Source organism: Candidatus Pelagibacter sp. PS_37 (genome assembly GCF_059417825.1).
Genome location: NZ_CM182067.1, coordinates 1,188,429 through 1,214,571, shown reverse-complemented (window position 1 = coordinate 1,214,571; position 26,143 = coordinate 1,188,429). Strand labels below are relative to the sequence as shown.

Below are 26,143 nucleotides of genomic sequence, written 5' to 3'. Positions count from 1 at the left end.
ATTGCTAGCTAATCAGATAGGTTATTATTCTTTAATTTTAGGGTTACTACTTTCGGTATTGCTTTGTGGGGTTTCAATTAAAGACTTTAATAATACTAATAAGCAGATTAACCAAAATATATTATCTCTATCATTTCTACAGTTAGTTTTTGTAATTGTGAGTTTTTTGAGTTTGATTGTATCTTTTATAAAATCAGACTTTAGTAATGAGACTGTTTTTAATAATTCTCACACAACTAAACCATTATTCTATAAAATCTCAGGAACTTGGGGAAACCATGAAGGAAGTTTGTTATTATGGTTATTAGTATTAACTTTGTTTATTTTTTTATTTTTAATTAAATCAAGAGAACAACCTAAAAAATATAGAATTTTAACATTATTATTTCAGCAAATAATAATTATTGGGTTTTTCTTATTTGTATTAATGACATCTAATCCTTTTAATTATTTATTTCCAATTCCTAATGAAGGTCTTGGTCTTAATCCAATTTTACAAGATCCAGCATTAGCAATTCATCCCCCAATTTTATATTTAGGTTATGTTGGTACCTCTATAATATTTTCATCATCCCTTGCGGCAGTTACACAAAATTATGTCACTAAAGAATGGGGACAGCATATTAAAAAATGGGTTTTAGTTTCTTGGATTTTTCTAACTATAGGAATTATGCTTGGATCAATTTGGGCATATTATGAGTTAGGATGGGGAGGGTTTTGGTTTTGGGACCCAGTTGAAAATGTTTCTTTAATGCCGTGGCTAACATTAACTGCATTGTTACATTGCATTGTCGTGTTAGAAAGAAGAGCTGCACTAACATCTTGGGTAGTCATATTATCTATTACCACTTTTACCCTAAGTATGTGTGGAACTTTTTTAGTAAGATCAGGAATATTAAATTCTGTACATACATTTGCTAATGATCCTGCAAGAGGTATTTTTATATTAATATTTTTATTTGCACTAATTGTCTTATCGTTAGGAATATTTTTTATATTTCACAAAGAAAATAATAAAAGCTCAAATAATTTTTTTTGGCTTAGTAGAGAAACTTCCATCTTAATAAACAATTGGTTTATGATGTATTTTTTAGCTGTTGTTTTAATAGGTACGGTATATCCAATTTTTCTAGATGTAATATCTAGTGAAAAAATATCAGTAGGGCCTCCTTTTTATCAAAAATTAATTGTTCCTTTTTTAATACCATTTCTATTATTTATGTCTCTTGGACCAAGACTTAAATGGATTAAATCAAAAATTGAAAATAAGAACTCACTTATTATCACATTTATAATTTCGGTAATGTTAACCTTTTTTATTATAAAAAATTTAACTGCTGACTTACTTTTTTATACAGTTTTAATTTCAGCTGCTTTTTTTCTTTTCTTTGCCACTTTAAAAGAATTATTTATTAAAAAATTTAATAATATCTCTCAAACTGTTTCACACTTTGGTTTTAGTTTATTAATATTAAGTATTCTATTTAATAGTATTTTATCCTCAGAAATTATAACCAACATAAAAATTGGTGAAAGATATGATTATAATAAAGGTGAAATTTTTTTTAAAAAGATAGAAGAAAGAAATGAAAGTAATTTCAACTCTATCATTGCATCTTTTGAGATAAAAAACAAAAATGGCAAAACTATTGAATTAAAACCTGAGATTAGAATTTATAATCAACCTGTAATTATTACCAGTGAAGCAGATATAAGAACAACATTATTAGAAGATAAGTTTTTAGTAATGAACCTTGTAAAGGGTAATGAATATTTTAATATTAGATATCAAGTAAAGCCATTTATGGTTTGGATATGGATCTCAGTTTTACTATTATGCCTTGGTGGATTAATGAGTTTATTTAAAAGAAAGATATGAAAAATAAGTTTAGCTTATTTGTTGTAGTTATTTTCTTAAGCTTTTGTTTTGTTATTTTTTATAAAGGATTAAATACTCCAAACACCTATACCCCAAAGGTTAATGAGAAAAAAAATATCCCAACTTTTAAAGCTAAGGACTTTTATTCCAATAGTTATATAAACTCAGATAAGATTTTTGAAGAGAACACATTTTATATTGTAAATATTTGGGCATCCTGGTGTGTACCTTGTAGAACAGAACACCCCTTATTAATGCAACTAAGTAAAAATCAATCGATTAAGTTAATTGGATTAAATTATAGAGACAATTTTAATAATGCAAAAAAATTTATTAATGACCTTGGCAATCCATATTCAAGAATTTTAATTGATAAAGATGGAACTCTAGGAGTTGAATTTGGAGCTTATGGAGTTCCAGAAACTTTTTTAATAGATAAAAATAAAAATGTAATTAAAAAATTTGTTGGTCCAATCAATCAAGAAATTGTTAATGAAATTAAATTAGTTATTAAATGAAAATTTTAAAAATATTTATAATCCTATTTTTAGCCACAAGCTTTTTTGAGTTAAAATCAGATGAAGCAAATGATATTTTAAAAAATAAAATTTTAAAAAATATTCGTTGTTTAATTTGTCAAGGTCAGTCTGTATACGATTCAGAATCTGAATTTGCCTCCAGTATTAAACTAATTGTTGATAGAAAAATTAATGAAGGATTAAAAGAAAAACAAATATACCAATTTTTAAGAGAAAAGTATGGTGATTGGGTGATTTTTGATCCCCAGTTAAACAAAAATACTTATGTTTTATGGTTATTACCATTATTGTTATTTTTGTTTGGTGGTGCAATAATATATAAAAAAATAATATCTAATAAAAATAACAAAATTTAAATGAAACATTCCAAGTTAATATCAAAATTTATTTTTATCATTTTTTTTAGTCTATTGTCTTCAATGGTTTATTCAGAAGAAAATAGTTCTAAATTTAATGTCTATTCTGGAATGTTTGACTTCAGTGATACTGGTAAAAAATCAACATTAATCGGATTTCAACATCAAAATGAGGATTTAAATAGAGATACTTTTTTAGGTAATATTTCTCCAATAACGGGTGCATTAGTGACTGCGGACTCTGCTGCATATATTTATACAGGTATTCAAGCTCAATATAAGTTAGGTAAAATTAATTTTATTCCAAGCTTTGCACCGGGATTGTATAGTAAAGGTGATGGTAAAGATCTGGGTCATATTTTAGAATTTAAAAGTGAACTACAAATTTCTGTAGATTTTGTAAGCAACAGTCAACTTGGTTTTTCTTATAATCATCTTTCTAATGCTAGCTTGGGAACAAAAAATCCTGGAGCAAATAGTTATATGTTTAATTTCTTTAAATCATTTTAAAAGAACATATGAACTTAAAAGACTGCTATAATTTTAATGACTTTAGAAAATTAGCAAAAAAAAAATTACCTTCTCCAATTTTTCATTACATCGATGGTGGTGCAGACGATGAAAAAACTTTAAAAAGAAATACAGATTCTTTTGATGATTGTGATTTAATTCCAAACATTCTTGCTAGTGTTGGTAAACCAGATCTTTCTACAACTGTTTTTGGAAAAAAAATTGATATGCCAGTTTTTCTCTCACCAACTGCAATGCAAAGACTTTACCATCATGAAGGTGACAAAGCCTCAGCAAGAGCTGCTGAAAAGTTTGGAACTTTTTATAGCATGTCTACAATGGCCAATAATACTATTGAAGAGATTGCTGATATTTCAAATGGACCAAAATTATTTCAACTATATGTTCATAAAGATCAATCAATTACGGACGACTTAATAGACAGATGTAGAGTGTCTGGTTTTAATGGTATGTGTCTAACAGTTGATACGTTAGTTGCTGGAAACAGAGAAAGAGATCACAGAACTGGCTTTACTACCCCTCCAAAATTGACACTTCAAAGCTTAATGAGTTTTGCCATGAAACCTGAATGGGTATTTAATTATTTTACTCATAAAAAATTTGAATTATCAAATGTTAAAAATAAAACAGATAAAGGAACAAATATCTCAAAATCAGTTATCGAATATATCAATGAACAATATGACCCGGCTATGAATTGGAAGGATGCTGAATACTGTGTAAAAAGATGGAACGGTCCATTTGCCCTTAAAGGGGTGATGTCAGTTGAAGATGCAAAAAGAGCAATAGATATTGGTTGTACAGCAATAATGATTTCAAATCATGGGGGTAGACAATTAGACGGTTCAAGATCACCCTTTGACCAAGTTAATGCAATTAGAGAGGCTGTTGGTGATAAATTAGAGATTATTTTAGATGGTGGTGTAAGACGTGGAACCCATGTTTTAAAAGCTTTAGCAGCTGGTGCAACGGCGTGCAGTTTTGGAAAAATGTTTTTATTTGCTTTAAGTGCTGGGGGTCAACCAGGTGTGGAACGTCTATTGCAAAACATGCATGATGAAATTAATAGAAATATGGTATTAATGGGTTGTAAGACTTTAAGAGAATTAGATATGTCAAAATTAATTTATAGAAAATAGTTTTTACTTATCAAAATTATATATAAAAAAAATAAATTAAATTATAGAATATTGATATTAGAATTAAATTATTATGAAATTAGCAAAAAATTTACAAAGACTAGGAACTGAATCTGCATTTAGTGTTTTAGCTGAAGCAAAAAAATTAGAAGCACAAGGCAAACCAATGATCCACTTAGGTTTAGGTCAGCCTGATTTTAAGACACCCCAACACGTAGTAGATGCTGCAAAAAAAGCATTAGATGAGGGTCATCATGGATATGTTTTATCAAACGGAATTTTAGAGTGCAGACAAGCTGTTACTAGAAAAATTAAAAAACTTTATAATAAGGATATTGACCCTGAAAGAGTATTGATAATGCCAGGTGGGAAACCAACAATGTATTATGCGATACAATGTTTTGGTGAACCAGGTGCAGAAATTATACATCCAACACCAGCATTCCCAATATATGAATCAATGATTAATTATACAGGCTCAACTGCAGTGCCTTATGACTTAACAGAAGATAAAGATTTAAAATTTGATCCAGAAAAAATTCTATCTTTAATTACAGATAAAACTAGATTGTTAATATTAATTAACCCTAATAATCCAACGGGAAGTTTTGTTGAAAAATCTGCAATAGATGTTTTAGCAGAAGGGTTAAAAAAACATCCTCATGTAGCAATCCTAAGCGATGAAATTTACAGTAGACAAATTTATGATGGAAAAGAAATGCCAACATTTTTTAATTACCCTGATCTGCAAGATAGATTAATTGTTTTAGATGGTTGGAGCAAAGCTTACGCCATGACTGGATGGAGAATGGGATGGAGTGTGTGGCCAGAAGAATTAATACCACATGTAAACAGACTAATTATTAATAGTGTTTCATGTGTTAATGCTCCGTCACAATTTGCAGGAATTGCAGCTTTAGATGGACCAGATGATGCAATCCATGAAATGATGGTAAAATTCGATCAAAGAAGGAAATTGATTCACGAAGGTTTAAATAGTTTACCAGGTGTGGAATGCAGTTTACCAGGAGGAGCCTTTTATGCATTTCCTAAAGTTATTGGAACAGGAATGAATGGTTCAGAATTTGCAAAAAAATGTATGCATGAAGCAGGAGTAGCAATAGTTCCAGGAACAGCTTTTGGTAAAACTTGCCAAGATTACGTAAGATTTAGCTATGCAGCTTCACAAGACAACATATCTAACGCATTGGAAAACATCAAAAAAATGCTAGGCTAAGACTAATGAGTGAATTAGTTCTGCCAAAGATTGACAAAGCAACGATCAATAAAAAAGAATATATTTTTAAAAATCTTGCAAAAATTATCAATCCAGAAAATGTTTTAAGTCATGCAGATGATATTAAACCATATGAAACTGATGCATTAGCAGCTTATACACAAACACCACTCGCTGTTGTGATGCCAGAAAACACTGAAGAAGTAAGTAACATTTTAAAGTTTTGTCACAAAGAAAATATTAAAGTTGTACCAAGAGGTGCTGGCACTGGTCTTTCAGGGGGAGCTCTACCTTTAAATGATGCAATTTTATTAAGTCTTGGAAAATTTAACAAAATTATAGAAATTGATTTTGAAAATAAATGTGTAGTAACCCAACCTGGTGTAACAAATTTAGGAATAACACATGCCGTACAACATAAAAATTTTTACTACGCACCAGACCCATCAAGTCAACTTGCATGCTCAATAGGGGGCAATGTTGCTGAAAATTCTGGAGGCGTTCATTCTCTAAAATATGGAACGACAACTAATAATATTTTAGGTGTTGAAATGGTAATGATGGATGGAACAGTTTGTAGAGTTGGTGGAAAAACTCTTGATCAAGAAGGGTATGATCTAATGGGATTAATTTGTGGTTCAGAAGGATTATTAGGAGTAATTACTGAAGTGACAGTAAAAATTTTAAAAAACCCTCAAGTAGTTAAAGCAGCGCTAATAGGCTTTCCAACAATTGAAGAAGGTGGAAATGCAGCATCGGAAATAATTTCAAGTGGAATTGTTCCAGCAGGTATGGAAATAATGGATAAAGCTTTGATAGAGGCAACAGATAATTTTAGTAAAGCAGGATATCCAAGAGATGCGGAACTTTTATTAATTGTAGAATTAGATGGAACCGAATCTGAGGTAGATGAATTATTAAAACAGGTGAGAAGTATTTGTGAAAAAAATAATTGCTCAAGTTTAAAATTAAGTAAAAATGAAAAAGAAAGACTATCATTTTGGGCAGGTAGAAAAGCAGCATTTCCAGCATGTGGAGCTATGGCACCAGATTATTATTGTATGGACGGGTCCATACCAAGAGGAAAACTTGCGGAAGCTTTACTTGAAATAAAAAGACTTTCTGAAAAATACAAATTACCTGTAGCAAATTGTTTTCATGCAGGAGATGGAAATTTACATCCATTAATAATGTTTGATGGAAGTGATAAAGAACAACTGCGAAAAACAGAGGAATTTGGAGCCGAGATACTAAAGACGTGCGTTAGATTAGGGGGAGTGATCACTGGAGAACATGGGGTAGGAGTAGAAAAAAGAGAACTAATGTGTGAGATGTTTAATAATACAGATATTCAACAACAATTAGATATTAAAAAATCACTGGATGAAAAAAATTTACTAAACCCAGGAAAAGTTTATCCAATATTAAGAAAATGTGCAGAGGAAGGAAGGGTACATGTCCACAGAAATGAAGAAAAATTCCCAGATCTTCCAAGATTCTAATAATACTTATTATCCAGAAGATGAGCTGCAAGTTTCAAATCTAGTTCAGGAACTTTACAAAAAAAACCAACCAACAGAAATAATTGGCACAGGTTCAAAAAATTTTATTGGTAACAACATTCAATCTGCAAAAAAACTATCTATGTCTAAGTTGTCAGGTGTAATTGAGTATTTGCCTGAAGAACTATATATTAAGGTTAAAGCTAACACGCCATTAGAGTTAGTTGAAAAGGAGTTAGAAAAAAACAATCAAGAACTTGCTTTTGAGCCTATTGATTTTGGATTTATTGAAAATGGAAAATCAAATAAGGGCACCATAGCAGGCCATTTAGCTTGTAACTTTGCTGGCTCTCGAAGATTTAAAGTAGGAAGTTTAAGAGATCACATATTAGGTTTTAGAGGTGTGAATGGTAAAGGAGATATAATTAAATCAGGTGGGACAGTTGTAAAAAATGTTACAGGTTATGATCTATCAAAACTAGTAACAGGATCTTTTGGAACTTTAGTTGCTTTAACTGAAATAACATTGAAGGTTCTACCTAAAAAAAAATTATCTAATACAATTACTATACATACTGATGATAAAAAATTAGTTAAAAATTTATTTGATAAGATATCTAGTTCAAGCAGCGAAGTCTCTGGAGCTGTTTATATTCCTGAAGAACCCAAAGATGAAAATTATGACCAAAACAAAGAGATGGTCTTTAAATTTAATGACTTAAAATACAAAGGTTCATTTTTAGCGCTAAGAATAGAAGGAGATAAAATTTCAATAGATGAAAAATTAAAAGCTTTAACAAATGAACTGGAGCTTAGTAAGCTGAATACAACAGTTTTAGATGTTCATCAATCAACACCATTTTGGAAAAAAATAAATAATCTTGAAATATTCAAATCAACAAAGAATAACCTTTTAAGAGTAGTAGTGCCTCCTTCGAAAGGCCCTAAGTTGATGCAATTCTTAGGTAATAAGTATAAATATTACATTGATTGGTGTGGCTCATTATATTGGATAGAGGTTCAATCAAAGAAGAACTCTAAGGTTAGCGATATTAAAAAATTAACCAAGGAATTAGGTGGTTATTTAACTATCATAAAGACATCGGATGAATATGATTACGAAGAAACAATTTTTACAGTAGATGATACAAGACTTTTAATATCAGAAAAGATCAAAAAAAGTTTTGACCCTAAAAGAATTTTTAATCCTGGAAAAATGTATAGAGGAATTTAATGCAAACAAACTTTACTGAAAAACAATTAAAAGACAGTGACAACGCTGCAACAGAAAAAATTTTTAAAAAGTGTGTTCATTGTGGTTTTTGTAATGCAACTTGTCCAACCCATCAAATATTTGGTGACGAATTAGATGGACCGCGAGGAAGAATTTATTTGATTAAAGATATGTTGGAAAATCAAAAAAAGCCAACAGCAAAAACTGTAAAACATATAGATAGATGTTTATCTTGCTATAGCTGCATGACCACTTGTCCTGCTGGAGTGAATTACATGCACATCATTGATCATGGTAAAAAATATATTGAAAAAAACTATGAAAGATCTTTTTTTGATAGAACAATTAGAAATTTTTTATCAGTAGTGTTACCAAATACAGGATACTTCAGATTAGCAAGTTATATGGTTAAATTAGCTAAACCTTTTAAATTTTTAATGCCATTAAAAATAAAAGATATGATGAATTTGATGCCGACAAGTTTTCCAAAAAAAACCATAAAACAAAAAGAAATTTATTCCGCAACTGGTAAAAATAAAATTGCAAGAGTTGCTCTTTTAACTGGATGTGTTCAAAAAGAAATTTCTCCTCAAATTAATGAGGCAACAATCAGACTTTTAAATAGACATGGAGTTGAAGTAGTTGTGCCTAAAAAGATCAGATGTTGTGGATCATTAAATCATCATTTGGGAAAAGAAGATGACGCGCACCAAGATTTTAGAAATAATATTAATACTTGGTATGACGAACATCAAAAAGGAAATTTAGACGCTATTTTATCAAATACTTCTGGCTGTGGAACTACCATGAAAGACTATGGTTTCATTTTTAAAGATGATGAAGAAATGAAAAAGAAAGCAAAAGTGATTTCTGATTTAACAAAAGATGTTTCTGAATATTTAGATACTAATTTAAAATTAAATTTTAAAGTAAAAGATAAGAAGTACAAAATTGCTTATCATTCTGCATGTTCAATGCAACATGGACAAAAAGTACACAGTCAACCCATGTCATTACTTTCAAAAACAAATAATGAAATTATGGAAATTCCAGAAGGCCACATCTGTTGTGGATCTGCTGGAACTTATAATATTTTGCAAACTGAAATTGCTAAAGAACTATTAAGCAAAAAAGTAAAAAATATTGAAAGTTTGAAACCAGATTTTATATCAACTGGAAATATTGGTTGTATTACTCAAATTTCTAATGGAACGAAAACTCCAATTTTACATACCATTGAGATATTAGATTGGTATACTGGTGGCCCAAAACCAAAAATATTACAAAAAAACTAACTATGAAAAAAATTCTAATTACACGAAGATTGTTAAAAGAATCTGAAGACAAAGCTTCAAAAATGTTTGATGCAAAATTTAATGGCAATGATGAATTATATTCTCAATCAAAGCTTATCGAATTAAGTGAAGGTCATGATGCAATATTAACTTCTTTAACTGATAAAATGGATGAGGAGACCATAAACAAACTTCCAGACAGTATTAAGGTAATTTCTAATTTTGCAGTTGGATTTGGAAACATTGATTTAGAAGCAGCCAAAAAAAGAGGAATAGCTGTAACTAATACACCAGAGGTTTTATCTGATGCCACAGCTGAGATTGGAATTTTATTAATTCTTGGAGCATGTAGAAGAGTTCCAGAGGGCATTCAGGCTGCAAAAGAAAGTAGCTGGAAATGGTCTGCAGATTATTTGATAGGAAAGCAGTTAACTGGTACGAGGCTTGGAATTTTAGGAATGGGGAGAATAGGTCAAAAGATTGCAAAAATTGCAAAATCTTTAGGAATGATTATTCACTATCACAACAGATCAAAATTAAGTGACGAAAAAGAACAAGGTGCCATTTATCATGATAGCATTAAAAGTCTTTTTGGAGTTTCAGATGTATTGTCAATTTGTTGCCCCGCAACAAAAGAAACAGAAAATTTAATTAATAAAGAAACATTAGAATATTTTCCAACAGGTGCGGTTATAACAAATGTAGCTCGTGGAGACATTGTTGAAGATGAAGCTTTAATAGATGCATTAAATAGAAGAAAAATCTATGCAGCAGGACTTGATGTTTATAAAGGTGAACCAAATTTAAATTCAGGCTATCTGAAGATTAAAAGTGTTTTTATTTTGCCTCACCTTGGAAGTGCCACTAAGCACACAAGAATTGCTATGGCTAATCTAGCTATAGACAATATTGATGAGTTTTTCAAAACAGGAAATTGCAAAAATAAAGTTAATTAATACAACTTGGAATTGAAAGTTATTATTTTTTATAATGTTTATAGGAATTAATATAAATTTTACCTATTCACATTTGTTCTGTTTTGAGAGAAGCTTGATCATTGAATAATTAACAATAGAGGAGAGAAGAAAATGAAAAAAATACTTTCAACATTAAGTACTTTTTTGTTCGTAAGCTCAATTGCTACTTCTGTATTTGCTGCTGGTGATGAGGCAACAATTAAAAAGTTAAGTAGTATGTATAAATCAGGCGACGCTACACAAGCAATTGTAATTCCACAGGATACTAAATTTGCTGCAAATGTTAAAAAAAACATTTTGCCAAATATTAATTTGCCTGCTGGGTTTTCAATTAGTGTGTTTGCTATAGTACCTGATGCAAGACACATGGCTGTTGCAAGAAACAAAACAACAGTATGGATTGGAACAAGAAAAGATAAGGTTTGGCAAGCAACTGATAGAGACATGGATGATATTGCAGATACTGTAGAGCAGTTTGCTCCAACAGTTAAGTTTGATATCCCCAATGGTGTTTGTTTTAGTGATGATGGCCATTTGTATGTAGCAGAAAGAAACAGAGTTTTATGGTTCCCAGCTGCTGAATATTTTATGGAAAGTCCTGACACTGTAGCTGTACCGATTATTGATCAAGGTAATTTGATACCAGTTGAGGAGGAATCTTATAACCACACGGCTAGAGTTTGTGCTGTTAATAAAGCAGACAATAAACTTTATGTTAGTTTAGGTCAGCCTCACAACGTAGCTCCAGCTGATAAATTGGATTTATATCAAGAAACTGGAATTGGTGGAATGATTAGCTTTAATCGTTTCCCAGGAGACCTTGATAGAAAAGTTGTAGCAACAGGAATAAGAAATTCTGTTGGTCACGCTTTTAATCCTAAAGATGGATCTTTATGGTTTACTGATAACCAAGTTGACGGTATGGGAGATGAAACTCCTCCAGGTGAGCTAAACAGAATGCCTAAAATGGGCATGTGGTATGGTCACCCGTATACTGGTGGTGGAGAAGTTAGAACCAATGAGTATAAAGGACAAACAATTCCAAAAAAAGATGCTGATAGATATGTTAAGCCTCAAGTTGAGATGGTTGCACATGCTGCTGACTTAGGAATGATGTTTTATACTGGAAAACAGTTTCCAAAAAAATACCATAATGCAATTTTTAGTGCACAACATGGTTCATGGAATGCTGTAAAACCTAGAGGTGCTAGAGTTATGGTTACTTATCTAGACTCAAAAGGCAATGCTAAAAAGACAGAACCTTTTGCTGATGGTTGGATGACTGAAATGGGCACTTACTTAGGTAGACCAGTTGATGTTCAACAATACTTTGATGGCTCTATACTAGTGTCAGATGATAAAGCTGGAGTAGTATACAGAATCAAATACGAAGGTTAATAAAATATAAATTAGGGACCGGCTTAATCTCCGGTCCTTTTTTTTAAACAAAAATTTAAAGGAAACAATTATGATCAAAAAAATTTTAATAATTATATCATTTTTAGCAATTTGCACGGGAGTAAGCTTTGCAAATACAGATGAAAAAAAAGTATGCACAGGTTTTGGTACTTGGACAAAGGATGGAGAATATAAAATTGTAAGAAGTAAATGTATTACTGAAAAAGAATATCAGGCATCATTAAACGCTCCTGATTATCTGTGTAAATATTATCAAAAGTCTATTTGGAAAGAATCTGAAAGACCTTATGGAAAAAAACAGTATCAGTATACAGATTCAAGTTTAACAAAAATAAATGCCCTTAAAGATGAGGGTAAAGCCCTTTGTGATGCTGGAAAATTAAGGGATGGTGAAGCAAAACTTGTAGAAGCTATTAAAATTATTAGCCATACTCGGATGAATTAATAAAGAGTATGAAGAAATTAATTATATTAGCTATATTTTCTTTATCACTTTTGAGTACCCCTCAATTAGCTGCAGAAGTTAATTTAACGGAAACACTTAAAGCTGGTAAAGAAATTGCCCAAAATATTTGTTCTGGTTGTCATGGTGTGAGTGGTAAAGCCGAATCTGGTGGAAATTCTGGTGCAGTACCAAATATATATGCACAAGAAAGAGATTATCTAAAAATAAAGCTTAAAAATTATAAGTCTGCAAAATTACAACATCCTCAAATGACCATGATAGCTCAGATGCTATCAAACGAAGATATTGAAAATGTTTCAGAATGGTATTCAAGAATAAAAGTTAAAGTATTTGATCCAGAGATAGAATTATCAGAACCGAATTAAGTTAAGCAATTAAACTGTTTTTGGAAAACATACACCAACACCTATTTGTCCACCACCTTGTTTATTATAATAAGTATTAGAATATTTTGCATAACGAGTAATTTTATTAAACGTAAAAGTATTAATCATCTTTTCATTTAAAAAATGACCAACTAAAGCTTTTTCATTATTCAGGATAATTTCTAAAGAAAAAAGATATCTTTTTACTTCTTTATCAAAAATTTTAATCTCATCATTATTTGAAATATAAAAATCATAGTCTATAGTTTTTTGGCTCCATTCATTTTTGTCTGTCTCATAAAATTTAGTGTCCATTTTACAAAAATGTTCTAGTTTTTTTTCTTCTGTAAAAGAATTAAAAGGTAAAAAAAGTATAAACAATATAAAAAAATATTTCATATCAATTTTATTTAAAAGAATAATCTTTGAATAAACCAATAAAGACCAATGGATGCAATAATTAATGAAAGAGGTCTTGTAACTTTATTACGATACCATAATCTTTTTTGGAACAACAATGCTATAAAAACATAAGATAAAAAAATTACACTAATTTGCCCAAGTTCAACACCCACATTAAAAGAAATTAGACTTGAAATAAATAATCCATCTGAAATTCCAATTTCATTTAGAATACCAGCAAAACCCAAACCATGAAGTAATCCAAAAATAAAAATTATATAAGGTCTCGTTTTTTTTATATTTTCAGTAAATAAATTTTCAATAGCAATAAAACAAATAGATAAAGCTATAATAGGCTCCACAATAACAGATGGAATTTTAATTAAATTTAATACACCTAAAAATAAAGTAATTGTATGAGCCAATGTAAATATTGATACCTGTAGCAGTAAAGGTTTTATTTTGGGTGTTAACAAAAATAAGGCTAATACAAACAAGATATGATCTAAACCTTTGGGTATTATGTGTTTAAACCCTAAATGAGTGTATGATCTGATATTATCAAAAAAATCTACTTCTTTTTTATTTTTAGGGTTAAACCAGTCTGATTTTTTACTAGTCGCGATTAGTTTTGAATATAAATCTTCATTATTAGGAGAATTAACTCGTAAAATAATTGATCCTAAATTTTTGTCCCAAAAAAATTTTAAGTCTTCATCCTTTATATTTTGAATATCAAAATCAACAATAGTATCCCTAGCAACGTTGGTATTTCCAACCCCAGGTATATCTATATTCAGTAGAACTAAGTTATAATTAGAGTTAGTTGATATTAAATAAATTTTGTTTTGAAGGTTTTTTATTTTAGAATTAAATTTTTCAAGCAACTCAACTGCACTCATATTTCTTAAGCTTTCATATTTATCAGATTGTTTAGATTCTTTCGTATTCGAGTGATTTATGTCTACTTCTGCAATAATAGCCTCAAGATTTAATCGGATTGATAAAGTGGCATTTGTGATATTGTCTTCTTCATAAATATTGAGATTTGCAATTGCTGGACGCAATTCATGAGCATAAGATGATTGTATGAAAAATAATAAAAATATAAATATCTTAAAAAACATTAACTTATTAAAGCAGATTTTTTATTTTTTTGTAGTCTTATTATTTATTACTTTTTTGAAATTTAATTCATACGCACATGAATTATGGCTTGAGCCAATTAATTTTAAATTTAATAATAATGAAGTGTCCAAGATACATATTAAGGTAGGCCAAAATTTTAATGGCTCTCCATTTGGTTACTATGATCCAAATAAAAAAAATTTATATTTAGAAAACAAAAATAAAGTAATAAATTTACCTCAAAGAGATGGAAATTTTCCTGCAATTCAAACATTAATTTTAGATAAAGGTTTTCATATTTTAAATTATGAAACAAATTATGAATTCTTAAAATACGAATCTATTGAAAAGTTTGAAGATTTCTTAAAAGAGCAAAATTTTGAAAGCACTTTAGAAAAATTTGATAAAAATAAGCTGCCCACAGAGAGTTATCGAAGATTTGCAAAAGCATTAATGACAAATGGTAATAAAAGTTTTTTTATTCAAAAGCCAAAATTAGACTTTGAGATTATTGCTTTAACTTCACCATATAACTTAAAGGAGGAGATATTTGAGTTTCAACTATTTGAAAAGGGCAATCCTCTAGAAAACTGGCAAATTACTATCTTCAGTAGAGATGAAGAAAATAGCTACAAGGAAATTGTAAAAACAAACCCAAATGGAGTAGGAAAAATAAGGATTTTTGAAAATAGAACCTATTTATTGAGTGCAGTTAAGTTGGACAAAGCAAATTATATAGAAAAACTAAAATATAAATCAGACTGGTTTAGCTTGTGGGCAAGCTTAACATTTAAAAAATAATGCAATTTTAAGTTGTAGTTATAATAGTCGTACCATTGAATTAGCCTTATATAACAAGTGTTTTTTCAACAAAACTAAACACTATTCATTAGACTCTGATTTTGTTTTGTGCTTAAAATCATACCAGTTAATTAACTAATATAAATAACAAGGAGAGAAAAATAATGATTAAAGAAAAAAAATCATTGAAGAATTCAACTTCTTCAAGACGTAAGTTCTTTAAGACTGCTGCTAAAGCTGGTGCTGTAGCTGCAGCAACTGTTGCAATGCCAAATATTGCAACTGCAGGATCTCACGCTACTGTATTAAAGATGCAAGCTGCTTGGCCTTCAGGCGCAAACATCTTTTTTGAAATGGCGCAAGACTACTGTAACATGGTTAGCGATATGTCAGGTGGATCACTTAAAATTGATCTTCAGCCTGTAAACGCAATTGTTAAAACTTCAGAAATCGGAGCGGCGGTAAGCGATGGAATCGTTGATATGGGTCACTGGGTGACTGCGTATTGGTACGGTAAAAACGCTGCAGCTTCACTTTTTGGAACTGGTCCTTCATACGGAATGTCATCTCAAGAAGTTATGGGATGGATGGAGTATGGTGGAGGAAGAAAATTATATGAAGAAGCAGTAGCTAGTGTTGGATATAACTACACTGGATTCTTTCATATGCCTATGCCAGCACAACCTTTTGGTTGGTTCAAAAAGAATGTAACTAAAGTATCTGATGTTAAAGGTATGAAGTATAGAACAGTTGGTCTAGCGACTAACGTTTTAACTGCTATGGGAATGGTCGTAAGACAATTACCAGGTGGTGAAATCCAACCAGCAATGAAAACTGGTTTGATCGATGCTGCTGAGTTTAACAACCCAACATCAGACTCACAGTTTGGAATGCAAGATGTCTCTAAACACTATCACTTAGGAAGTTTCCACCAATCTCAAGAGATGTTTGAAATTCCTATGAACACGAAGAGACTGAACAGCCTTTCACCTGCTCATCAAGCTATCTTGAAGAACGCTGCTTATGCTGCTAACTCAGATAACTACTTCAAAGCACTTGTTAGATATTCTGACAGTTTAGCTGATTTGATGAACACACATAAGGTTAACGTTTACCAAACATCTGATGCTATTTTAGCTGAACAGTTAAAAGGTTGGGATAAAGTTGTTGGAGAATTCTCTGGAAAAGATGCATTCTTCAAAAAAGTGGTAGACTCTCAAAAAGCATACGCTAAGAAAGTAATGAAGTACTTGCTGATGAATCAGCCTAATTACAAACTAGCTTATGAAAATGAGTTTGGACCAATTGGAAAAGTTAAAATCTAATTAACTTTTTAATAATTTAAGAAGGGGGTTTCGGCCCCCTTTTTTTATAGTACAGTTTTTAACAAAATTAGAGTATCCTATTCAAATCATGATGAGAGCCTACATAAAATTAGCTGACACGTTAAGCACCTCGATAGGTAAGGCTTTTTCTTGGTGTATAGTTATTTTGATGGGTGGAACTTGTTATGAAGTTATGATGGCCTATGTATTTAATAAGCCAACACTTTGGAATTTTGACTTTAGCATGCAGATGTATGGTGCAATATTAATGATGTCAGGTGCTTATTGTTTAGCAACTGAATCTCATGTTAGAGGAGATGTAATTTACAGATTATTTAAACCAAGAACACAAGGCTATATTGATTTAGTACTTTATTTTATTTTCTTTTTTCCTGGTGTCGTGTCTTTAGCATTTTATGGCTATGAATATGCTGCACTTGCTTGGAAGATAAAAGAAACTAGTTGGAGTAGCCCAGCACAAATTAATATTTATATGGTAAAATCCTTAATACCAGCTGCGGGAGTATTTTTAGTTATTCAGGGAATAGCCGAAGTATTTAGAGCAATTATTTGTATTAAAACTGGACATTGGCCAGCAAGAATGGTTGTTGCAGAAGAAACAGAACAAATTTTAATGAGAACAGCGCAGGACGAGGATCAAAAAGATGTTATTTAGTTTAACAAATCCAGAAGTTGCCATCTTCATGATGGGGATATTTTTATTTGCGGTGCTATTAGGTTTTCCAATTGCCTTCACTTTAATGGCTATGGGAATAGGTTTTGGATATTATGCTTATTACGATCCTGCTTTAATGGATCACATATTTGATAATAGGATATTTTCTTTATTTGTAAAAAATACTTATACCGTTATGGATAATAACGTGCTCACCGCCGTCCCACTATTTCTATTTATGGGGTATCTAGTTGAAAGAGCTGGAATTGTATCAAAATTATTTTTTGCAATAAGACTTGCAGCTCACAGATTGCCAGCTTCAATGGCAGTAGCTGCTCTAATAACATGTACTTTATTTTCTACAGCCACAGGAATTATTGGTGCCGTTGTAACCCTAATGGGTCTACTTGCTTGGCCTGCAATGGTTAAAGCAGGATATGATAAAAAATTTGCTTCAGGAGTAATTTGTGCGGGTGGATGTTTGGGTATTTTAATTCCACCTAGTATCATGTTAATTGTTTATTCAGTAATAGCTCAGTTATCTCCTTTGAGATTATTTGCTGCAGCAATTTTTCCAGGACTTTTACTTGCAGGACTTTATATAGCTTATGCAGTAGGTAGAGCTTGGCTCCAACCATCAATTGCACCTAAGCCAAGAGCAGAAGATATTCCGCCACGAGCTGAAATTTTAAAAGAAGTATTAGTTTCTTTTGTTCCTCTTTTTGGATTAATTATGTTAGTTCTTGGAACAATCTTAGCAGGTATAGCAACGCCAGCAGAGGCAGCAGCAGCAGGAGCATTTGGTGCTATATTGTTATCTTGGTTTTACAAAACACTTAAATGGCAAAGTTTTAAAGAATCTGTTTTTCTAACAGCAAAAACTACAGCGATGATTATGTGGTTATTCATTGGTTCTTGGACTTTTTCGTCTGTATTTTCTTATCTAGGTGGTCATGAAATTTTTGAACATTTTTTTACATCAATTGAAATATCAACTTGGCAATTTTTAATTATTACTCAAGTAATAATTTTTCTTTTAGGATGGCCATTAGAATGGACTGAAATTCTAATTATATTTGTTCCAATATTTTTACCCTTACTTGAGGTGTTTGATGTTAATCCATATTTCTTTGCAATGTTAATCGCTCTAAATTTACAAACATCATTTTTAACACCTCCCATGGCTATGTCCGCTTATTACTTAAAGGGCGTTCAAAAGAAAAATGTTGAATTGATGGAAATATTTGCCGGAATTATGCCTTTCTTAGGAATAGTAATATTTGCTATGTTTCTTATGTATATGTTTCCAGGTATTGCTTTGTGGCTACCAGAAACGTTATTTGCAAACTAAATAATTTAAAATGTTAAATATATTTACTCTAACAACTAATAAATTAGTTGAGCACTTAAAATCGGGTCAGATTTCTTCAGTAGAGGTTTGTAATCAATATATTGAGAGAATTGAAAAATTTGAAAAAGATGTAAAGGCGTGGGAACATTTTGATAAAAAAAAGCTTTTAGAAAAAGCTGCTGAAGCAGATGAGTATAGAAAATCAGGAAAACCTCTTGGGTCTTTGCACGGTCTACCAATAGCAGTTAAAGATATAATAGGTACTTTTGAAATGCCTACTGAATGTGGTTCTCCTGTCAGAAAAAAAATGCCAAGCTCACAAGATTCTGAAGTTGTTAATCTACTTAAGATTGAGGGAGCAATAGTAATGGGAAAGACTGTAACCACTGAACTTGCATATTTTCACCCAGGCAAAACTACTAACCCACATGATAATTCAAGAACACCTGGAGGATCATCAAGTGGCTCTGCGGCTGTTATAGCAGCACATATGGCACCATTATCAATTGGATCACAAACTAACGGCTCAATTATTAGACCTGCTTCTTACTGTGGAGTTGTTGGTTATAAGCCCTCTTATGGGTTGATTTCACGAAGTGGAGTGATGAGACAATCTGATAAATTAGATCACATCGGAGTGTTCGGAAAAACGGTAGAAGATGTTGCCCTATTTGCAAAATCATTAATAAAAAAAGATTTATACGATCCATCAACTATTCATTATGCGGCAGATGAAATGTTAACTGTTTGTAAAAAAGGACCACTTTATGAGCCAAAATTTATTTTTTATAAAACTAAAAATTGGAAAAATATTGATAAAGAGTCACAAAAATCTTTTGAGTTCTTTATAAAAACTTTTAAAAAAAATATTGAAGTATTCGATACCCCTTCTTATTTTGATGATATTCCAAAATATCATAAAATAATTCATGAAACAGATATGGCAAATAATTTTCAAGGTTACTATAAAAAATCAAAAAAACATCTTTCTAAAGAAATGGTCAGTGCAATTGAAAGAGGACTAAAATACTCAGCCAAAGAATATGCTGAAGCGATAGATTTTATGAAGAGAAGTTATGAGTCTTATAAAGAGGTTTTTGAAGATTACCATGGGGTGTTAACTCCATCATCAGCAGGGGTTGCACCTAAGGGTCTCAAGAGCACTGGTAGCCCTGAATTTTGTACTATTTGGACTTATATGGGTCTACCATCTATTTCATTACCTTTACTTGTTGGAGAAAATAATTTACCATTAGGTATACAGTTAATTGGAGACAAGCTAGATGATTTAAGATTTCTAGGTGTAGCCAACTGGCTAGAAAAAAATTGTAAAAAATATGCTAAATAAAATAACAACTCTATTAGGATCAGGTCTTGCAACATTATTTCTTATAGGTCTTGCAACAACTTTAACTAGATCTTCAATGATAGGATTTTGGGATATATTACCAGTATATATTTTAATGGCAGTAGCAATTTATATGATGTTCTACGAGGCTTTTTTCGATAAGAATTAAATCTTCCTTTAAGTGAGTAATTCTAAAAATAGCTATTTACCTTTTTTATTATTATTTATTCAACCAATTTTTATGGCTAGCAACTTAATCGTTGCAAGAGGTGGGGTTGAGTATGTTCCTCCAATATCTTTAGCTTTTTGGAGATGGACTGCAGTTTTTTTAATATTACTACCATTTACCTACAGTTCTTTAAAAAAAAATTTTAAGTTTGTAAAACAAGAATATAAAAGAATATTTTTCATTGGATCAATGGGTTGTGGAGTTTGTGGAGCTTTTCCATTTTTAGCTGGTCAAACAACCACGGTTACCAACATGGGAATTATATATTCCTCTTCTCCAATTTTTATAATCATAATCTCAAGTTTATTTTTTAAAGAAAAAATCAATCTTCTTAGGATTATTGGACTAGTTTCATGTTTAATAGGTGTTTTTGCCATTATTATTAAAGGTGATTTATCTTTATTAATTAGTCTGAAATTCACAATTGGTGACCTCTGGATGCTAGCTTCTGCAATAGGTTGGGCTCTTTATTCTATCTATCTATTTTATTGGAAAACTAATCTAAAAATTTTTGATAGATTTACTTTGATTGCATTCTTTGGAGTGGTTAGCTTGCTCCCATTTTATCTAATCGAAGAGGCTTTTTTTGTAAGAACTGTATTTAATTCTGATTTTTTTATGTGGGTTTTATTTGCAGCTATTTCACCGGGAATTATAGCTTTTACCTTGTACACAATGGCGCAAAAAAAACTTGGGGCATCTATAACTGGTTTTACTCTTTACATTTTTACAGTTTATAGTGCCATTTATGGAGTTTTATTCTTTAATGAGCAGCTCGAGTATTATCATTACATAGGGACAGCCCTTGTTTTTGGCGGGGTATATATAGTTAAGAGAAAAGTTTAAATAAATTAAGCCACAATCTAAACAAATAATTTACAAATTTCATATTTATACGATAAGTATGAAAAAAATTGTTAGGACTTTATTCATTATAATCTTTGTAGCTAATTTTACTTATGCGAATGAAAAAGATTATTCTGCAGATAATTTTTTTCATATAGGTCAGATGAATTCACATGATGAAAATTTTAGTCTTTATTTTAAAACTAGAGAAAAACCTATTTTAGCACGAGGTGAAGAATCTAATTATATAACTGATTTTCCTCAGGATCTTTATATCTATAACTATAAAACAAAAACTTCACTTCCTCTAATTTCATACGAGTGGTTTCCTTCAAAGGCTAAATTTTTTTTAGAAGAGTATGATTTTCCAGTGTTCCCTGAAGATTTTGCTTATTATTTATTAAAAGATAATAATACATTAGTTATGATTAGTGCTATTAAAAATATTAATAAAAATTTTCAATTCGATATTACTAATAAAAAGTTAAATCAATATCCTTCTAGTGGAAAATTTGAATTTATAATTTCATCGATCGCAAAAAACTGTGGTCACTCACAATTAAAAGAAAATTATAAATGTAATTATTATAAACCTTTAATTTCGAATAATTTAATCAATTAATTTGAGTAAATGCTTCTGCAAATTTTTCTGCATTAAAAATTTGTAAATCATCCTCTTTTTCACCAAGTCCAAGAGCAATTATTGGAAGCTTATATTTTTTAGCAAGGGCTAATAAAATTCCTCCTTTTGCAGTACCATCTAATTTTGTCATTATCAAACCAGTAAGAGGTATAATTTTGTTAAACTCTTCAACTTGACTGATAACATTTTGGCCAGAGGTTGCGTCAAGCACTAGGATTACATCGTGAGGAGCATCTGGATCTATTTTTTTTGTTACATGGGCAATTTTTTTGTATTCTTCCATTAAATTTTTTTTATTTTGTAATCTCCCTGCCGTATCGATCAAAACATGGTTAAAATCGTTCTTTAATGCCTCTTCTATTGCCTTGTAGGCAACTGATGCCGGGTCGGATCCTTGAGTAGATTTTGTAATTTGCACATCAATTTTATTAGCCCAACTTTCTAATTGTTCTATAGCAGCTGCTCTAAACGTATCACAGGCAGAAAACATAACTTTATTACCATTAGATTTTAAAATTTTACCAACTTTTCCAATAGTTGTTGTTTTTCCAACCCCGTTAACTCCCGATACTAGGACTGCATTAAGTTTTTCTTTTTTATTAAAAAAATTCTCATTTTCCAAAGGTTTCATTAAAGTAACTATATAGTTTCTAAGAATCAAGTTTACCTCATTCATAATATCTTTTTTGGGGTCAATTTTTTCTTGAGCAATAATTTTTTTAATTTCTTCAGCTGCAACAAGACCAACATCTGATTGAATCAAATATTCTTCAATTTGATCTAATGTTTTGTCATCTATTTCTTTTTTTACAATTATATCTCTTAAACCAGATGTAAATGTAGAAGCACTTTTCTTAAAACCAATTTTAAATTTATCAAAAATTCCCATTACAACTTAATGTTGATATTTTTAATATCAGACACAGGTCCTTTCATATGAATGCTATTTCTTTCATCAATAGAAATTGTTAAACTACCTAATGCAAACTCTATATCTGTAGTTTTTTCTACCAGATTATTAATGTTAGCTGCAACAGCTGTTGCACAAGCTGCCGTCCCACAAGCCTTGGTAAGTCCAGCTCCTCTTTCCCAAACTTTTACTTTTATTAAATTTCTATTTATAACTTTGGCCAGGGTCACATTACATTTTTCAGGAAATAGAGGATGATTTTCAATTTTCGGACCAATATTTTTTAAGTCAAATGCTTCAATATCATCTACAAAAAAAATTATGTGCGGATTGCCTACATTTATGGCTATTCCACCAATATGTTTGGTATTATTTCTATCTATAATTTCAATTTTTAAGTCTTGAGTATCTAGCTGCTTACTTAATGGAATCTCTTGCCAATTAACTTTTGGTATACCAATTTCAGTCTCGACTAAATTATTTCCTAAAATTTTTGATTTTAGTGAGCCTGAAGTTGTTAAGAGCGTTATTTCTTTTTTACCACTTTCTTTTGATAGAAGATCTGCCACACACCTAGTGCCATTTCCACAAGCACCAGATATGCTTCCATCTGAATTAAAAAATTCTATATTTGCATCTATTTCTTTATTTTTCTTAATTAGGATGAGTTGATCGCATCCAATAAAACTACGATCACATATCTTAATTATTTGATCTTTATCTAAATTAAAATCTTGGCTTCTTTGATCAATAATTACAAAATCATTGCCTAAACCATCCATTTTAAATGCTTTAATATCCATATACAGATATTTAACTTATTTATTGACTTTTTGAACCTCTATTATAGGTTGATTTCGTTTCCACAAAAACGTTAAATTTGTGGTGTCTTTGGAAACAAAGAGATCAACACTAGTCAGCGATATTCGCCCACTAGTGCGAAACTGCTGTGCGTAATAAATATGTTTGAAAACTTAACAAATAAATTCGAAGAAATTTTTTCTTCTTTAAAAAAAACACCTTCACTTGATGAAAAGCAAGTAGATGAGGGCTTAAGGGCTATTAGGCAGGCCCTCTTAGAAGCTGATGTCTCTTTAGATGTAGCTAAAGATTTTATAACAAAAGTTAAACCTAAAGTATTAGGTCAAGAGATAATCAGATCAACTTCACCAGGAGATATGGTTGTTAAAATTGTTTATGATGAACTAGTAAGCCTTTTAGGCGAAAGTAACACAGATATTAATTTAAATGCAGTTCCGCCAGTTCCAATGATGCTAGTTGGTCTTCAAGGTTCTGGTAAAACTACAACAACAGCAAAATTAGCCAAATACTTAGAAAAAAATAAAAAGAAAAAGATAATGATGGTTAGCCTTGATGTTTACAGGCCTGCTGCCCAAGAACAATTAAGGTCTTTAGGAGAACAAAATAATATTTTAACACTCCCTATAATTGAAGGACAATTACCAGCAGACATTTGTAGAAGAGCAGTTAGTGCTGCAAGCTTAAATGGAGCAGAAATTATATTGTTTGATACAGCTGGTAGAACTCAAATTGACCTTCAGATGATGAGCGAAATTAAACAAATAGAGAATATAATCAATCCAACTGAAACATTTTTAGTTGCAGATTCTTTAACAGGGCAAGTTGCTGCAGAAGTTGCAAAAGAATTTAAAAATACGGTAAACTTAACAGGTATTGTTTTAACTAGAGCCGATGGTGATGCAAGAGGTGGTGCAGCTCTTAGTATGAAATATGTTTCTCAAGTGCCAATTAAGTTTTTAGGGGTAGGAGAAAAAATAGAAAACTTAGAAGTTTTTCATCCAGATAGAATAGCAAATAGAATACTAGGAATGGGAGATATTGTTTCCCTTGTAGAAAAAGCAGCAGAAGATCTTGGTGAAGAAAATTTAAAAAAAGCTGAAGAAAATTTGAAAAAAGGACAATTTTCAATGGAGGACTATCTATCCCAACTAAGACAAATGAAAAAAATGGGTGGTATAGAAGGAATAATGTCATTTATGCCAGGTGTTTCAAAGATGAAGTCACAGATGGATGCTGCGGGAATTGATGAAAGTATTATTACTCAAAACGAAGCAATAATTTTGTCTATGACCAAAAAAGAAAGAGGGAATCCTAAAATCATAGATGGTTCTAGGAAAAAAAGAATTGCTAATGGCTCTGGAACAGATGCGGCCACTATCAATAAATTGCTTAAGCAATTTAAAATGATGTCTGAAATGATGAAGAAGATGTCAAAAGGAAACCTGAAGGGTATGTCTGATAAAGGAATACCTCCAGAGCTACTAAATCAACTTAAATAAAAAAAGGAAAAAAAATGATAAAAATAAGACTATCAAGAGGTGGAACAAAGAAAAGACCAGTATATAAAGTAGTTATAGCTGACAGTCGTCGTGCAAGAGATGGAAGATTTATTGAGAAGGTAGGATTCTTTAATCCACTTTTACCAAAAGATAAAAAAGAAAGAGTAGGACTAGAAGCAGAAAGAATTAAATATTGGTTAGGTCAAGGTGCTCAACCAACTACTAGAGTTGCAAGAATTTTAGGTGAAAATGGTATTATAGCAATGCCTGCAAACGGTAGTAATCCAAGTAAAGCTATTCCTAAAAAAGAAAGAAAAAAAGAAGGAGACGAAGCAGCACCAGCAGCAGCTCCTAAAGCAGAAGCAGCACCAGCAGCAGAAGCTCCAAAGGAAGAAGCTCCTAAAGCAGAAGCAGCACCAGCAGCAGAAGCTCCAAAGGAAGAAGCTCCTAAAGCAGAAGCAGCACCAGCAGCAGAAGCTCCAAAGGAAGAAGCTCCAAAGGAAGAAGCTAAATAGTTGGATTCATGTGGCAAGCTCAGATATTCACACTCTATCCTGATTTTTTTCCTGGCCCTTTAAATAAAGGGCTATATGGAAAAGCTTTAACAAATAAAATTTGGGATTTAAAAGTTGTAAATTTTAGAGAGGCTGCTGAGGACAAACATAAAACAGTAGACGACACCCCTTTTGGAGGTGGATCTGGAATGCTGTTGAAAGCTGACATTTTAGCAAAATCTCTTGATGAAAATAAAAAAGAAGGAGAAAGAATTTTTTATTTATCACCAAAAGGAAAAAAGCTTGATCAGAAATTAGCACTAGAACTGTCTAAAGAAAAATCTATTAGTTTAATTTGTGGTCATTTTGAAGGTGTTGATGAAAGGTTGTTATCTACAAGGAATATAGAAGAACTTAGCATAGGAGATTTTATTTTATCTGGAGGTGAAACAGCAGCATTTGTTGTACTAGATAGTGTTCTAAGATTGCTTCCAGGTGTCTTAGGAAATGAACAATCAAAGCATGATGAGAGTTTTGAGAACGGACTTTTGGAGTATCCTCAATACACAAAACCTCAAATTTGGGAGGAAAAAAGCGTTCCAGAAGTGCTATTATCAGGAGATCACAACAAAATTAAAGACTGGCGTTTATCACAATCAGAGGCTATAACACGCGTCCGAAGACCAGATTTATGGGAAAAATATAAGAAAAATTAATTTGATAAATACTA

The 26,143-nt window shown here is 31.1% G+C and carries 28 protein-coding genes; 24 read left to right on the top strand and 4 right to left on the bottom strand.

From position 1 onward, the window contains the following. The first annotated feature begins 1 nt into the window (after position 1). From AC5SL9_RS06390 to AC5SL9_RS06330, 13 genes are all read left to right on the top strand, one after another. Positions 2 to 1,879: a heme lyase CcmF/NrfE family subunit gene (locus tag AC5SL9_RS06390; RefSeq protein WP_494573998.1), complete on the top strand. Its 1,878-nt coding sequence runs from the start codon at positions 2 to 4 to the stop codon at positions 1,877 to 1,879. Then, complete coding sequence (locus AC5SL9_RS06385; RefSeq protein WP_494573997.1) at positions 1,876 to 2,397, top strand: DsbE family thiol:disulfide interchange protein; 522 nt, start codon at positions 1,876 to 1,878, stop codon at positions 2,395 to 2,397. Before AC5SL9_RS06390 ends, AC5SL9_RS06385 begins: the two co-directional genes overlap by 4 nt. Beyond that, positions 2,394 to 2,774, top strand: coding sequence for a cytochrome c-type biogenesis protein (locus tag AC5SL9_RS06380; RefSeq protein WP_006997630.1), 381 nt, complete (start codon positions 2,394 to 2,396; stop codon positions 2,772 to 2,774). The genes AC5SL9_RS06385 and AC5SL9_RS06380 overlap by 4 nt, the downstream gene beginning before the upstream one ends. Next, positions 2,775 to 3,284 carry an acyloxyacyl hydrolase gene (locus tag AC5SL9_RS06375; protein WP_006997631.1) on the top strand — a complete coding sequence of 170 codons (510 nt, stop codon included), beginning with the start codon at positions 2,775 to 2,777 and terminating at the stop codon, positions 3,282 to 3,284. It begins immediately after the preceding gene. A gap of 8 nt (positions 3,285 to 3,292) precedes the next feature. Then, complete coding sequence (locus AC5SL9_RS06370; RefSeq protein ID WP_494573996.1) at positions 3,293 to 4,444, top strand: alpha-hydroxy acid oxidase; 1,152 nt, start codon at positions 3,293 to 3,295, stop codon at positions 4,442 to 4,444. A gap of 73 nt (positions 4,445 to 4,517) precedes the next feature. After that, positions 4,518 to 5,681 carry a pyridoxal phosphate-dependent aminotransferase gene (locus AC5SL9_RS06365; RefSeq protein ID WP_271481366.1) on the top strand — a complete coding sequence of 388 codons (1,164 nt, stop codon included), beginning with the start codon at positions 4,518 to 4,520 and terminating at the stop codon, positions 5,679 to 5,681. 5 nt (positions 5,682 to 5,686) lie between these two features. Continuing rightward, the gene (locus AC5SL9_RS06360) at positions 5,687 to 7,183 is read left to right on the top strand and encodes an FAD-linked oxidase C-terminal domain-containing protein (protein WP_011281593.1); all 1,497 of its coding nucleotides are present in this window, start codon (positions 5,687 to 5,689) and stop codon (positions 7,181 to 7,183) included. Beyond that, complete coding sequence (locus tag AC5SL9_RS06355; protein ID WP_006997635.1) at positions 7,149 to 8,417, top strand: FAD-binding protein; 1,269 nt, start codon at positions 7,149 to 7,151, stop codon at positions 8,415 to 8,417. Before AC5SL9_RS06360 ends, AC5SL9_RS06355 begins: the two co-directional genes overlap by 35 nt. Further along, positions 8,417 to 9,712, top strand: coding sequence for a glycolate oxidase subunit GlcF (glcF, locus tag AC5SL9_RS06350; protein ID WP_006997636.1), 1,296 nt, complete (start codon positions 8,417 to 8,419; stop codon positions 9,710 to 9,712). The genes AC5SL9_RS06355 and glcF overlap by 1 nt, the downstream gene beginning before the upstream one ends. Before the next feature lie 2 nt (positions 9,713 to 9,714). Next, positions 9,715 to 10,668 carry a 2-hydroxyacid dehydrogenase gene (locus tag AC5SL9_RS06345; protein ID WP_006997637.1) on the top strand — a complete coding sequence of 318 codons (954 nt, stop codon included), beginning with the start codon at positions 9,715 to 9,717 and terminating at the stop codon, positions 10,666 to 10,668. Positions 10,669 to 10,800: 132 nt separating this feature from the next. After that, complete coding sequence (locus tag AC5SL9_RS06340; protein ID WP_006997638.1) at positions 10,801 to 12,087, top strand: PQQ-dependent sugar dehydrogenase; 1,287 nt, start codon at positions 10,801 to 10,803, stop codon at positions 12,085 to 12,087. 70 nt (positions 12,088 to 12,157) lie between these two features. Then, positions 12,158 to 12,553 (top strand): hypothetical protein, encoded by a 396-nt coding sequence (locus AC5SL9_RS06335; protein ID WP_006997639.1) that lies wholly within the window; start codon positions 12,158 to 12,160, stop codon positions 12,551 to 12,553. Between the two features lie 8 nt (positions 12,554 to 12,561). Further along, positions 12,562 to 12,939 carry a c-type cytochrome gene (locus AC5SL9_RS06330; RefSeq protein WP_006997640.1) on the top strand — a complete coding sequence of 126 codons (378 nt, stop codon included), beginning with the start codon at positions 12,562 to 12,564 and terminating at the stop codon, positions 12,937 to 12,939. 9 nt (positions 12,940 to 12,948) lie between these two features. Here the strand turns inward: AC5SL9_RS06330 and AC5SL9_RS06325 are convergent, their stop codons facing one another. Next, positions 12,949 to 13,338 (bottom strand): hypothetical protein, encoded by a 390-nt coding sequence (locus AC5SL9_RS06325; RefSeq protein ID WP_494573995.1) that lies wholly within the window; start codon positions 13,336 to 13,338, stop codon positions 12,949 to 12,951. Between the two features lie 11 nt (positions 13,339 to 13,349). Next, positions 13,350 to 14,468: a HupE/UreJ family protein gene (locus AC5SL9_RS06320; protein ID WP_494573994.1), complete on the bottom strand. Its 1,119-nt coding sequence runs from the start codon at positions 14,466 to 14,468 to the stop codon at positions 13,350 to 13,352. A 55-nt stretch (positions 14,469 to 14,523) separates the two neighbouring features. Here AC5SL9_RS06320 and AC5SL9_RS06315 point away from each other — a divergent pair, with 55 nt between their 5' ends. The 8 genes from AC5SL9_RS06315 (at position 14,524) to AC5SL9_RS06280 (ending at position 21,667) form a co-directional block, all read left to right on the top strand. Next, positions 14,524 to 15,270, top strand: coding sequence for a DUF4198 domain-containing protein (locus AC5SL9_RS06315; protein ID WP_494573993.1), 747 nt, complete (start codon positions 14,524 to 14,526; stop codon positions 15,268 to 15,270). 164 nt (positions 15,271 to 15,434) lie between these two features. Then, positions 15,435 to 16,595, top strand: coding sequence for a TRAP transporter substrate-binding protein (locus tag AC5SL9_RS06310; protein ID WP_006997644.1), 1,161 nt, complete (start codon positions 15,435 to 15,437; stop codon positions 16,593 to 16,595). 91 nt (positions 16,596 to 16,686) lie between these two features. Further along, positions 16,687 to 17,271, top strand: coding sequence for a TRAP transporter small permease subunit (locus AC5SL9_RS06305; RefSeq protein ID WP_011281580.1), 585 nt, complete (start codon positions 16,687 to 16,689; stop codon positions 17,269 to 17,271). Further along, the gene (locus tag AC5SL9_RS06300; protein WP_006997646.1) at positions 17,261 to 18,622 is read left to right on the top strand and encodes a TRAP transporter large permease; all 1,362 of its coding nucleotides are present in this window, start codon (positions 17,261 to 17,263) and stop codon (positions 18,620 to 18,622) included. Before AC5SL9_RS06305 ends, AC5SL9_RS06300 begins: the two co-directional genes overlap by 11 nt. Positions 18,623 to 18,632: 10 nt before the next feature. Further along, on the top strand, positions 18,633 to 19,970 hold the full coding sequence (locus tag AC5SL9_RS06295) for an amidase (protein WP_271625843.1): 1,338 nt from the start codon (positions 18,633 to 18,635) through the stop codon (positions 19,968 to 19,970). Then, positions 19,960 to 20,139 carry a hypothetical protein gene (locus AC5SL9_RS06290; RefSeq protein ID WP_006997648.1) on the top strand — a complete coding sequence of 60 codons (180 nt, stop codon included), beginning with the start codon at positions 19,960 to 19,962 and terminating at the stop codon, positions 20,137 to 20,139. Before AC5SL9_RS06295 ends, AC5SL9_RS06290 begins: the two co-directional genes overlap by 11 nt. Before the next feature lie 12 nt (positions 20,140 to 20,151). After that, on the top strand, positions 20,152 to 21,045 hold the full coding sequence (locus AC5SL9_RS06285) for a DMT family transporter (RefSeq protein ID WP_006997649.1): 894 nt from the start codon (positions 20,152 to 20,154) through the stop codon (positions 21,043 to 21,045). Between the two features lie 58 nt (positions 21,046 to 21,103). Then, on the top strand, positions 21,104 to 21,667 hold the full coding sequence (locus tag AC5SL9_RS06280; protein ID WP_494573992.1) for a hypothetical protein: 564 nt from the start codon (positions 21,104 to 21,106) through the stop codon (positions 21,665 to 21,667). Here AC5SL9_RS06280 and ftsY read toward each other — a convergent pair. Beyond that, positions 21,660 to 22,577 carry a signal recognition particle-docking protein FtsY gene (gene ftsY / locus AC5SL9_RS06275; RefSeq protein ID WP_271616582.1) on the bottom strand — a complete coding sequence of 306 codons (918 nt, stop codon included), beginning with the start codon at positions 22,575 to 22,577 and terminating at the stop codon, positions 21,660 to 21,662. The two genes, AC5SL9_RS06280 and ftsY, sit on opposite strands and share 8 nt — an antisense overlap. Beyond that, on the bottom strand, positions 22,577 to 23,401 hold the full coding sequence (gene dapF / locus AC5SL9_RS06270; protein ID WP_006997652.1) for a diaminopimelate epimerase: 825 nt from the start codon (positions 23,399 to 23,401) through the stop codon (positions 22,577 to 22,579). Before dapF ends, ftsY begins: the two co-directional genes overlap by 1 nt. Positions 23,402 to 23,560: 159 nt before the next feature. Between dapF and ffh the strand changes: the two genes are divergently transcribed. The 3 genes from ffh to trmD are packed head-to-tail and all read left to right on the top strand — an operon-like array spanning position 23,561 to position 26,129. Further along, a complete protein-coding gene (gene ffh / locus AC5SL9_RS06265; RefSeq protein WP_494573991.1) occupies positions 23,561 to 24,919 on the top strand; it encodes a signal recognition particle protein in 1,359 nt (452 codons plus the stop codon). A 14-nt stretch (positions 24,920 to 24,933) separates the two neighbouring features. Then, on the top strand, positions 24,934 to 25,434 hold the full coding sequence (gene rpsP / locus AC5SL9_RS06260; protein ID WP_494573990.1) for a 30S ribosomal protein S16: 501 nt from the start codon (positions 24,934 to 24,936) through the stop codon (positions 25,432 to 25,434). A gap of 8 nt (positions 25,435 to 25,442) precedes the next feature. Continuing rightward, positions 25,443 to 26,129, top strand: coding sequence for a tRNA (guanosine(37)-N1)-methyltransferase TrmD (trmD, locus tag AC5SL9_RS06255; RefSeq protein WP_006997655.1), 687 nt, complete (start codon positions 25,443 to 25,445; stop codon positions 26,127 to 26,129). Positions 26,130 to 26,143: the final 14 nt, after the last annotated feature.